1 protein-coding gene is annotated in these 619 nt (G+C 75.4%); it reads left to right on the forward strand.

What is annotated here, in order from left to right; translation table 11 throughout:
- The coding region (locus tag KUM32_RS41200) for a substrate-binding domain-containing protein (protein WP_217146767.1) at positions 1-619 on the forward strand (619 nt) is incomplete at both ends.

A 619-nucleotide genomic window follows, 5' to 3' on the forward strand; every position in this document is an offset into this window, starting at 1 on the left:
AGCACGGGTCGGTGCCCACCCCGTTCGGCGCGGACGTGCTCGCCGAGGCACACAGCGTGCTGCGGGGCATGAGCGGCATCCGCGAGCGGGCCCAGGCGTGGGGCGCGCGGCGCGGGGCACGGGAGCCGCTCACCATCGGCGGCCACTGCGGCTACCCCCACGTCGCGCTCGCCCGCCGGCTGCGCGGCCTGCCGTGGTGCCCCGAGGTCCAACTCCGCGAGGACATGAACGCCCAGACCGCCGTGGACGGGCTGGCGGTCGGGGCGTGCGACCTGGCCCTGGTCTACGTGCCGCCGACCGGAGAACTCACCGTGCCCGAACCCGTGGACGGCGTGACGGTGCACGCCAGCGAGCCCGTCTTCGTCGCCCTCGCCCACGACCACCCGCTCGCCGCGGGCCCCGGCCCGGTGCCACTGGAGCGGCTCGCCGACCACCCCTGGGTCGACGAGCCGCCCGGCCACACGCTGTGGACCAGCTACCTGCGGCAGGTCTGCCACGAGGCGGCCGTCACGCTCGACCAACGACACAGCACGGTCAGCCTGTTCACCGTCCTGGAGCTGATCACCGACCAGCGGGCCATCGCGCCGGCGTTCAGCACCAGCACCGACCGCCCCGGCAC

It is taken from the genome of Streptomyces sp. AC627_RSS907, from assembly GCF_019049165.1.